This window comes from Phytoactinopolyspora halophila, assembly GCF_003287285.1.
Taxonomy (GTDB): Bacteria; Actinomycetota; Actinomycetes; order Jiangellales; family Jiangellaceae; genus Phytoactinopolyspora_A; species Phytoactinopolyspora_A halophila.
Genome location: NZ_QMIG01000011.1, coordinates 128,399 through 135,491, shown reverse-complemented (window position 1 = coordinate 135,491; position 7,093 = coordinate 128,399). Strand labels below are relative to the sequence as shown.

Annotated in this window: 7 protein-coding genes and 2 tRNA genes; 5 read left to right on the top strand and 4 right to left on the bottom strand. The window is 65.8% G+C overall.

The features are described from left to right. Nucleotides 1-127 precede the first annotated feature (127 nt). The 3 genes from DPM12_RS12630 to DPM12_RS12620 form a co-directional block, all read right to left on the bottom strand. Nucleotides 128-203, bottom strand: a tRNA-His gene (locus tag DPM12_RS12630). A 67-nt stretch (nt 204-270) separates the two neighbouring features. Continuing rightward, nucleotides 271-870: an oligoribonuclease gene (gene orn, locus DPM12_RS12625; RefSeq protein WP_425467592.1), complete on the bottom strand. Its 600-nt coding sequence runs from the start codon at nt 868-870 to the stop codon at nt 271-273. A gap of 128 nt (nt 871-998) precedes the next feature. Then, on the bottom strand, nt 999-1,271 hold the full coding sequence (locus DPM12_RS12620; RefSeq protein WP_112258674.1) for a hypothetical protein: 273 nt from the start codon (nt 1,269-1,271) through the stop codon (nt 999-1,001). A gap of 123 nt (nt 1,272-1,394) precedes the next feature. Here DPM12_RS12620 and DPM12_RS12615 point away from each other — a divergent pair. Continuing rightward, nucleotides 1,395-1,467: transfer RNA gene (locus tag DPM12_RS12615), tRNA-Arg, on the top strand. Between the two features lie 26 nt (nt 1,468-1,493). Here the strand turns inward: DPM12_RS12615 and DPM12_RS12610 are convergent. Further along, nucleotides 1,494-2,003: a YbaK/EbsC family protein gene (locus DPM12_RS12610; RefSeq protein ID WP_112258692.1), complete on the bottom strand. Its 510-nt coding sequence runs from the start codon at nt 2,001-2,003 to the stop codon at nt 1,494-1,496. Between the two features lie 225 nt (nt 2,004-2,228). On the opposite strand from DPM12_RS12610, the gene DPM12_RS12605 reads away from it, so the two are divergent. The 4 genes from DPM12_RS12605 (at nt 2,229) to ettA (ending at nt 7,090) form a co-directional block, all read left to right on the top strand. Then, nucleotides 2,229-3,155 carry a GTPase gene (locus DPM12_RS12605; protein ID WP_112258673.1) on the top strand — a complete coding sequence of 309 codons (927 nt, stop codon included), beginning with the start codon at nt 2,229-2,231 and terminating at the stop codon, nt 3,153-3,155. Beyond that, nucleotides 3,152-4,642, top strand: a complete 1,491-nt coding sequence (locus tag DPM12_RS12600) for a GTPase family protein (RefSeq protein WP_112258672.1) — start codon at nt 3,152-3,154, stop codon at nt 4,640-4,642. Before DPM12_RS12605 ends, DPM12_RS12600 begins: the two co-directional genes overlap by 4 nt. 138 nt (nt 4,643-4,780) lie before the next feature. Next, complete coding sequence (locus DPM12_RS12595; RefSeq protein WP_112258671.1) at nt 4,781-5,377, top strand: single-stranded DNA-binding protein; 597 nt, start codon at nt 4,781-4,783, stop codon at nt 5,375-5,377. A gap of 36 nt (nt 5,378-5,413) precedes the next feature. Further along, complete coding sequence (gene ettA / locus DPM12_RS12590; protein WP_112258670.1) at nt 5,414-7,090, top strand: energy-dependent translational throttle protein EttA; 1,677 nt, start codon at nt 5,414-5,416, stop codon at nt 7,088-7,090. Nucleotides 7,091-7,093 lie beyond the last annotated feature (3 nt).

Sequence of the window (7,093 nt, the reverse complement as noted above, 5' to 3'; positions counted from 1 at the left end):
GCCACGCACACACAAAGAAGGCCACCCCGAAGGATGGCCTCCCCGCTGAGATCCGAAGACCCAGGATGGCCTCCCCGCTGAGATCCGAAGACCCGGTTCGATGTCTCCGAGCCTCTCGAGACATCTGTGGGGTGACTGACGGGATTTGAACCCGCGACTTCCTGGACCACAACCAGGTGCTCTACCTGCTGAGCTACAGCCACCAAGCGGTGCCGCACGTACGTGCGAGCACGACTGCACATCAGTATACGGGGTCGGGGTGGGTGTTCGTCACGCGGATACCGTCTCGTCGTCAGCCGGTGGCCCGGAAGGCTCCGAAATGGAGGCAGCGGCCTGGCGGGAGGTCTCGCTGTCCGGACCTGGGAGCGGGACAAAGACGGTCTGGCGGTAGTAGCGCAGCTCGTTGATGGAGTCGACGATGTCGCCGAGCGCACGATGGTTTCCCGTCTTCTCCGGGCTCGCGAAGTAAACTCGCGGATACCAGCGCCGGACAAGTTCCTTGATCGAGGAGACGTCGACGTTGCGGTAGTGCAGCCAGTTCTCCAGCTCGGGAAGGTCGCGCGCCAAGAAGAGCCGGTCCATGTGCACGGTGTTTCCTGCCAGGGGGGCCTTGGCCGGCTCGGGAACGTATGCCTTCACGTAATCGAGTGTGCGCTCGCGTGCTTCGTCGAGCGTGATCCCACCATGCAGCTTGTCGAGCAGGCCGCTGGTGGTGTGCATCTCGCGGACGATGTCGTCCATCTGCTCGATCGCTTCGTCCGGGGGACGGATGACGGCGTCGACACCGTCACCGAGCACGGTGAGCTCGCCGTCAGTGACCAGGACCGCCACTTCGATCAGCGCGTCGCGGTCCAGGTCGAGACCGGTCATCTCGCAGTCGATCCACACCAGTCGATCGTTGTTCACGGCGCCCACCTTACGCGAGGGGCGCGGGTGCCCGACCGGTACGGCTGGTCTGCCTGGCCGCGTGCTCTCGTGGTCAGGCGGGTCGCACCCGTTCAGCGCCGCCGCCGTCGGCGTCGCTCTGCCTGCTCACGTTTCGGGTGGATCTTGGAGGAGGTGAGAGCCAGAACCGCCAGCAACCCGGCGGTGCCACCGAGAACCGCCGCTGCCAGGGGCCACGGTCGGCCGTCGAGAAGGAGCAGTCCGGCAGCGACTGCTGCGGCGAGTAGGCCGTATATCGTGATCTCGGCCAGGGACGGGCCGGTCGGCGTCGGCGTGTCGTGCGCCGACCGGCGACCGTGTCCAGCAGCGCGCCGTCGGGGCACCATGGCTGTTTCCTACCAGATCGAGCGGGTGGTGTGGTGGGCGATCCCTTCGTGCGGGCTATCGTTGTAGAGTGCGCACGAGCAGAATGGTAGGGATCTCGGAGAACGAGATCGTGCACCGGACCGGCCTCCATAGCTCAGTGGATAGAGCAGCTGCCTTCTAAGCAGTAGGTCGCAGGTTCGAATCCTGCTGGAGGCGCCGTGTGAGGTCACTGCGGGCGCTCGCTACTTTCCCAGGCCGTCGACGACTATGGCGCCGGGCCAGGCCGCCAGATCGGCACCGGCAACAGCAAGTTTGGAGCGTCGCACACCGCTGCCGATGACGGCGTGTGCCAGATCTGCGACGGCAGGGTCCACGAGGATGGGCCACTCGTCGGGGAGCCCGAGTGGCGTGATCCCGCCGTATTCCATGCCGGTCGCGGCGACGGCGTCGTCCATCGGCAGGAATGAGGCCTTGCGGACGTCGAGCTGCCGCCGGACCGTGTTGTTGACGTCGGCTCTCATCGTCGCCAGCACCATGCAGGCCGCAATCCGCGTTTCACCTCCGCGTTTGCCAGAGACGACGACGCAATTGGCGGAGGCATCCAGGGGCACGTCGTAGGCCCGGCAAAACTCGGCTGTGTCGGCGAGCTCCGGATCGATCTCGGCTACGTGCGCCGTCAGGTCGGGATGCTGTGCCAGTGCTGCTCGCACGGGCGCGGCGAGCAGGTCGGGCCGGTCCTTCGCCGGTTCCATCGCCAGCTTCCCGATCTGGGGTGTGCTCACTGGGTGCTCCTCGAGCGATACTAGGTTCTCTCGGGCCGTAACACGTCTACAGGCATAGTACGGCCCGAGGAAACGTACCAAACATGATCATTTCTGGTGGGAGGGTGGCGGTGGTTGCGGGAGCTCGCGGAAGATGATCGTTGTCTTTTCGTGTCTTGCCCTTGCCCATCGCGGCGTTAGTGCCACCATGTCCATGTGGCGCAACAAACCAGCTCCGACCTGTACGAGTCCCTGAGTGTCGTGCGCCGCCTGCTGGGTGAGCTTGAGTTCCCGTTTCACTCCGCGAGCGCCGCAGACACTGGGCGTGCCCTGGACGAGGTCGAGACATTGCTCGATCATTACCTGCTGGTGCGGCTGAAGCGGATGCAGGCGCCACTGCAAGTCGCTCTCGCTGGCGCGACCGGGTCGGGAAAGTCGACGCTGGTGAACGCCCTTGCCGGGCAGATCGTCTCGAGTTCTGGCGTCCTGCGGCCCACCACGCGTATGCCCGTGCACGTCTATCATCCCGCCGACGCCGTGTGGTTCGGCGGCGATTACACCGTGTTTGACGGACGCTCCGCACAGGGAGTGCCCCGGGGGCTTTCACTGCTGGACACGCCATCGCTCGACGTGGCGCGCGGACTTAGCGGTTCGGGAGCGATCGAGGCGCTCACCGGCGCGGACGCGTGGTTGTTCGTGACGACGGCCGCGCGCTACGCCGACGCCGTGCCGTGGGAGCTGCTCCTGCAGGGCGCCGAGCGACGCGTCTTCGTCGCCGTGGTGATCAATCGGGTACCATCCGGCGCCGTCAGCGAGATCCGCGCTCATCTCGGTGAGATGCTGGCTGATCGATCCCTCGGAGAGGCACCGTTGTTCATCGTGGAAGAGTGTGAACTGGACAGTTCGGGAATGGTGCCGCCCGAGGCGATCCAGCCGGTTGCCGACTGGGTCGCGGATCTGGCAGCGGAGGAAGCGCGCCGAGCTGCCATCATGCGGACAGTTGACGGCGCGGTCGACAGCGTGATCTGGCGGGTGACGAAGGCCGTGACGGAGGCAGACGAGGACGTGTTCGACGAGGCCACGCGAGCAGATCTGCTCGACGCGGTCGGTGAGGTACGCGGCGCGTGGGAGGCCCGGGGATGACGACCCGCTTGGCCGCGCTGGCCAAGGCGCTGGAGGCTGGTTCCGGGCGCTTCTTCGACCCGTCCGTCACCGAGGCGCGAACTGTCCTGCAGCGTGCCGGAGATCGGATGGAACTTTCCCTCGACCACACGGTGGTGGCGCTGGCGGGATCCACCGGAGGCGGCAAGTCGTCGTTGTTCAATGTGATCTCCGGGATCGACGTCGCGCGGGTCGGCGTGCGCAGGCCGACGACGTCGCAGCCGCTTGCCTGCGTGTGGCGTGCCGAAGGGGCCGAGGCTCTTCTGGATTGGCTTGAGGTTCCGGAACGCAATCGGGTCGCCAAGGAGAGCGCCCTCGATTCGGGAGCGAACGACGAGCTCGACGGGCTGATTCTGCTCGATCTGCCCGACCACGATTCCACCGAGGCGGAACACCGGCAGACGGTCGATCGCATGGTCGAACTGGTGGACCTGTTCGTGTGGGTGATGGATCCCCAGAAGTACGCCGATGCGGCCATCCACGACCGATATCTGCGTTCGCTGGAACCGCACTCCGACGTGACGCTGATCGTGCTGAACCAGATTGACCGGCTCGACCCAGACGATGCGCAGGCGTGTGCAGAGGATCTGCGGCAGCTGCTGGACGACGACGGGTTGTCGGCGGCGCCGCTGCTTCCGGTGTCGGCGGCTACCGGCGAGGGTATCGACGCTCTGTTGCGCATCTTGCGTGATGTCGTGGCGAAGCGACGTGCGGCGGGCGAGCGGATCGAGGCGGACACCCGGCGCGTCGCGGGCCGGATGGTCAGTGCCCTGGCCTCGCGCGATGCGGGTGTGGTCGATGAGGCCACGCGAATTGAGCTGATCGATGCCATGGCGCAGGCGGCAGGTGTCGAGGAGCTTTCGGCCACGGTGGGCCGTGCGTATCTCCGGCCGCGGGCCGAACCGCCCCGACCAGCCCCCGTCGAGCGCGCCACGGTTGAGTCGGCCGTGCGGGACGTGGGACCACTCGCGGCCGGTTCGCTTTCCGGTGGTTGGGGAGGCTCGTTCCGGGCCATCGCGGACGAGGCGGCAGCGCGCGCCCCGGATGCCCTGGACGACGCGTTGCGAGCCGTCGATCTCGGCTCGAACCGGGGTGGCTTCTGGTGGCGGCTGTCCGGTGTGGTGCAGTGGTTCGGGCTGGTGGCCGGCCTTCTCGGGGGGCTCTGGGCGCTCGCACGCCGGATCGAGGAGCGATTCGAGATCGGGTGGGGCCAGCTTCCCCAGCTGGACGTGGCTGGTTTCCCGTTGTCGATCGTGCTGTTCGTGTGCGGCGGTGCGGTCGGTCTGGTTCTCGTGGGCGTCCGGCTCGCGCATGCCCGGCGAGCGCGTGCAGCACGGGCCGTGCAGGCCGAGGAACGGTTACGAGAGGTGATCGCCGACGTCGCGGACGAGGTCGTGGTCGATCCGCTCAGAGCCGAGCTCGATCAATACCACACCTTTCGGGAAGCGCTGGAGGAAGCGGCGGCCTAGCTCCTGGACGGGCCGTCCACAGGGACGGATCGACCCGCGTGTCGTCCACATTTCGCGTCACCGGTCTTTCGGGAAGGCGTCACAACGGCGACCGTCGTAGTTGTCAGCTCTGACGGCTACGAGCGCAGGAGGAATGTGATGACCGCCGCAACCACGACCGTGTCCGGAACCGTCGTGACGAATGTGCGCAAGGAGGTGAAGCGGGAGACCCAGGAGCCGTGGTGCCACTTCCGGCTCGCGTGTAACGAGCGGTACTACGACTCCCGGAACAACCAGTGGGTGGAAGCGGAGACGTCGTACTTCACCATTATTTGCTGGCAGCCCCATCTGGCTCGCAACGTCGCCGCGTCATTGAAGGTCGGGGATCCCATCGTGGTGTATGGCAGGAGCCGGGTACGGGAATGGCGGGACGATCAGAACGCGTTGCGCTACTCGCTGGAGATCAGCGCCAGTTCGATCGGGCACGACCTGTTCTGGGGTTCGTCGGCGTTCACCAAGGGCACCCGCCACGGCCAGGCCGGGCCGGAAGCAGAGGAGATCAAACAGGCGGTCAGCGGGTACATGTACGGCGGCGGGGAGCGGTGTGTCGATCACGCTACCGGTGAGATCGACGACGCCGCCGACACCGGCGTTCCCCGTGTAGCCGAGGACGACGACGATGATGTCGGCGACGTCGACGGCGGGGTCGAGCATTCCATGGAACATGTCGCGGACCGGGATCGGCTCGCGGTTTAGGGGAATCACCGGCGAGGTCGTAGGCTTGGTGACGCTATGGCGGAATTCATCTATGTGATGCGCAAGGCGCGCAAGGCGCACGGCGATAAAGTCATCCTCGACGACGTCACGTTGTCGTTCCTACCCGGAGCCAAGATCGGCGTGGTGGGGCCGAACGGCGCGGGTAAGTCCAGCATGCTCAAGGTGATGGCGGGCGTGGACCAGGTGTCCAACGGCGATGCCTACCTCACGCCCGGCTACACGGTCGGTTTCCTGCCCCAGGAGCCGGCGCTGAACGAGCAGAAGACGGTGCTGGGCAACGTCGAAGAAGGCGTGGCCGAAACCAAGCAGATGCTCGCCCGGTTCAACGAGATCGCCGAGAAGATGGCGACCGACTACTCCGACGAGCTGCTCGCCGAGATGGGCAAGCTGCAAGAAAAGCTCGACCACCGCAATGCGTGGGATCTCGACTCGCAGCTCGACCAGGCGATGGACGCCTTGCGCTGCCCGCCCGGAGATGCCGAGGTGTCGGTACTCTCCGGCGGTGAGCGCCGGCGCGTCGCATTGTGCAAGCTGCTCCTCGAGCAGCCGGACCTGTTGCTGCTCGACGAGCCCACCAACCACCTCGACGCCGAGAGCGTCCAGTGGCTAGAGCAGCACCTGGAGAAATACGCCGGCACCGTCGTCGCCGTCACACACGACCGCTATTTCCTCGACCACGTGGCCGAGTGGATCGCCGAGGTCGACCGCGGCCAGGTCCACGGTTACCAGGGCAACTACACCACCTACCTGGAGAACAAGGCCGCGCGGTTGAAGGTCGAGGGCCAGAAGGACGCCAAGCGGCAGAAGCGGATGAAGGACGAGCTTGAATGGGTTCGCTCCAATGCCAAGGGCCGCCAGACGAAGCAGCGGGCGCGGTTGAACCGCTACGAGGAGATGGCTGCCGAGGCGGAGAAGGCGCGCAAGCTCGATTTCGAGGAGATCCAGATTCCGCCTGGCCCGCGGCTGGGCAACGTCGTCGTCGAGGCATCCGGGCTGACCAAGGGTTTCGACGATCGCCCGTTGATGCGCGATCTGTCCTTCATGCTGCCGCGTAACGGCATTGTCGGCGTCATCGGCCCGAACGGTGTCGGTAAGACCACGCTGTTCCAGATGATCGTCGGTGCCCAGACGCCGGACAGTGGCAAGCTCGAAGTCGGTGACAGTGTCCGGCTGTCCTACGTGGACCAGACTCGTGCCGGTATCGACTCGTCCAAGACGGTGTGGCAGGTCGTCTCCGACGAGCTCGATCACATTCGGGTCGGTCAGGTCGAGATGCCGAGTCGGGCCTACGTCGCGGCGTTCGGTTTCAAGGGACCCGATCAGCAAAAGCCCGCAGGTGTGCTCTCCGGCGGTGAACGCAACCGGCTCAACCTGGCGCTCACGCTCAAACAGGGCGGGAACGTGATCCTGCTCGACGAGCCGACGAACGACCTCGATGTGGAAACGTTGCAGTCGCTGGAGAACGCGCTGCTCGATTTCCCGGGATGTGCGGTGATCACGTCGCACGATCGGTGGTTCCTGGACCGCGTCGCCACGCACATCCTCGCCTGGGAGGGCGATGACGAGGATCCGGCCAAGTGGTTCTGGTTCGAAGGGAACTTCGATTCCTACGAGAAGAACAAGATCGAGCGGCTGGGCCAGGACGCGGCTCGCCCGCATCGGGTGACCTACCGCAAGCTCACCCGCGACTGATCA

What these genes read in the sequence shown, in the direction of transcription:
- ettA (WP_112258670.1), top strand. Translation starts at nt 5,414, where the DNA reads ATGGCGGAATTCATCTATGTGATGCGCAAGGCGCGCAAGGCGCACGGC.
- orn (WP_425467592.1), bottom strand. Translation starts at nt 870, where the DNA reads ATGACCGGTCTCGACCTGGACCGCGACGCGCTGATCGAAGTGGCGGTC.
- DPM12_RS12600 (WP_112258672.1), top strand. Translation starts at nt 3,152, where the DNA reads ATGACGACCCGCTTGGCCGCGCTGGCCAAGGCGCTGGAGGCTGGTTCC.
- DPM12_RS12595 (WP_112258671.1), top strand. Translation starts at nt 4,781, where the DNA reads ATGACCGCCGCAACCACGACCGTGTCCGGAACCGTCGTGACGAATGTG.
- DPM12_RS12620 (WP_112258674.1), bottom strand. Translation starts at nt 1,271, where the DNA reads ATGGTGCCCCGACGGCGCGCTGCTGGACACGGTCGCCGGTCGGCGCAC.
- DPM12_RS12610 (WP_112258692.1), bottom strand. Translation starts at nt 2,003, where the DNA reads ATGGAACCGGCGAAGGACCGGCCCGACCTGCTCGCCGCGCCCGTGCGA.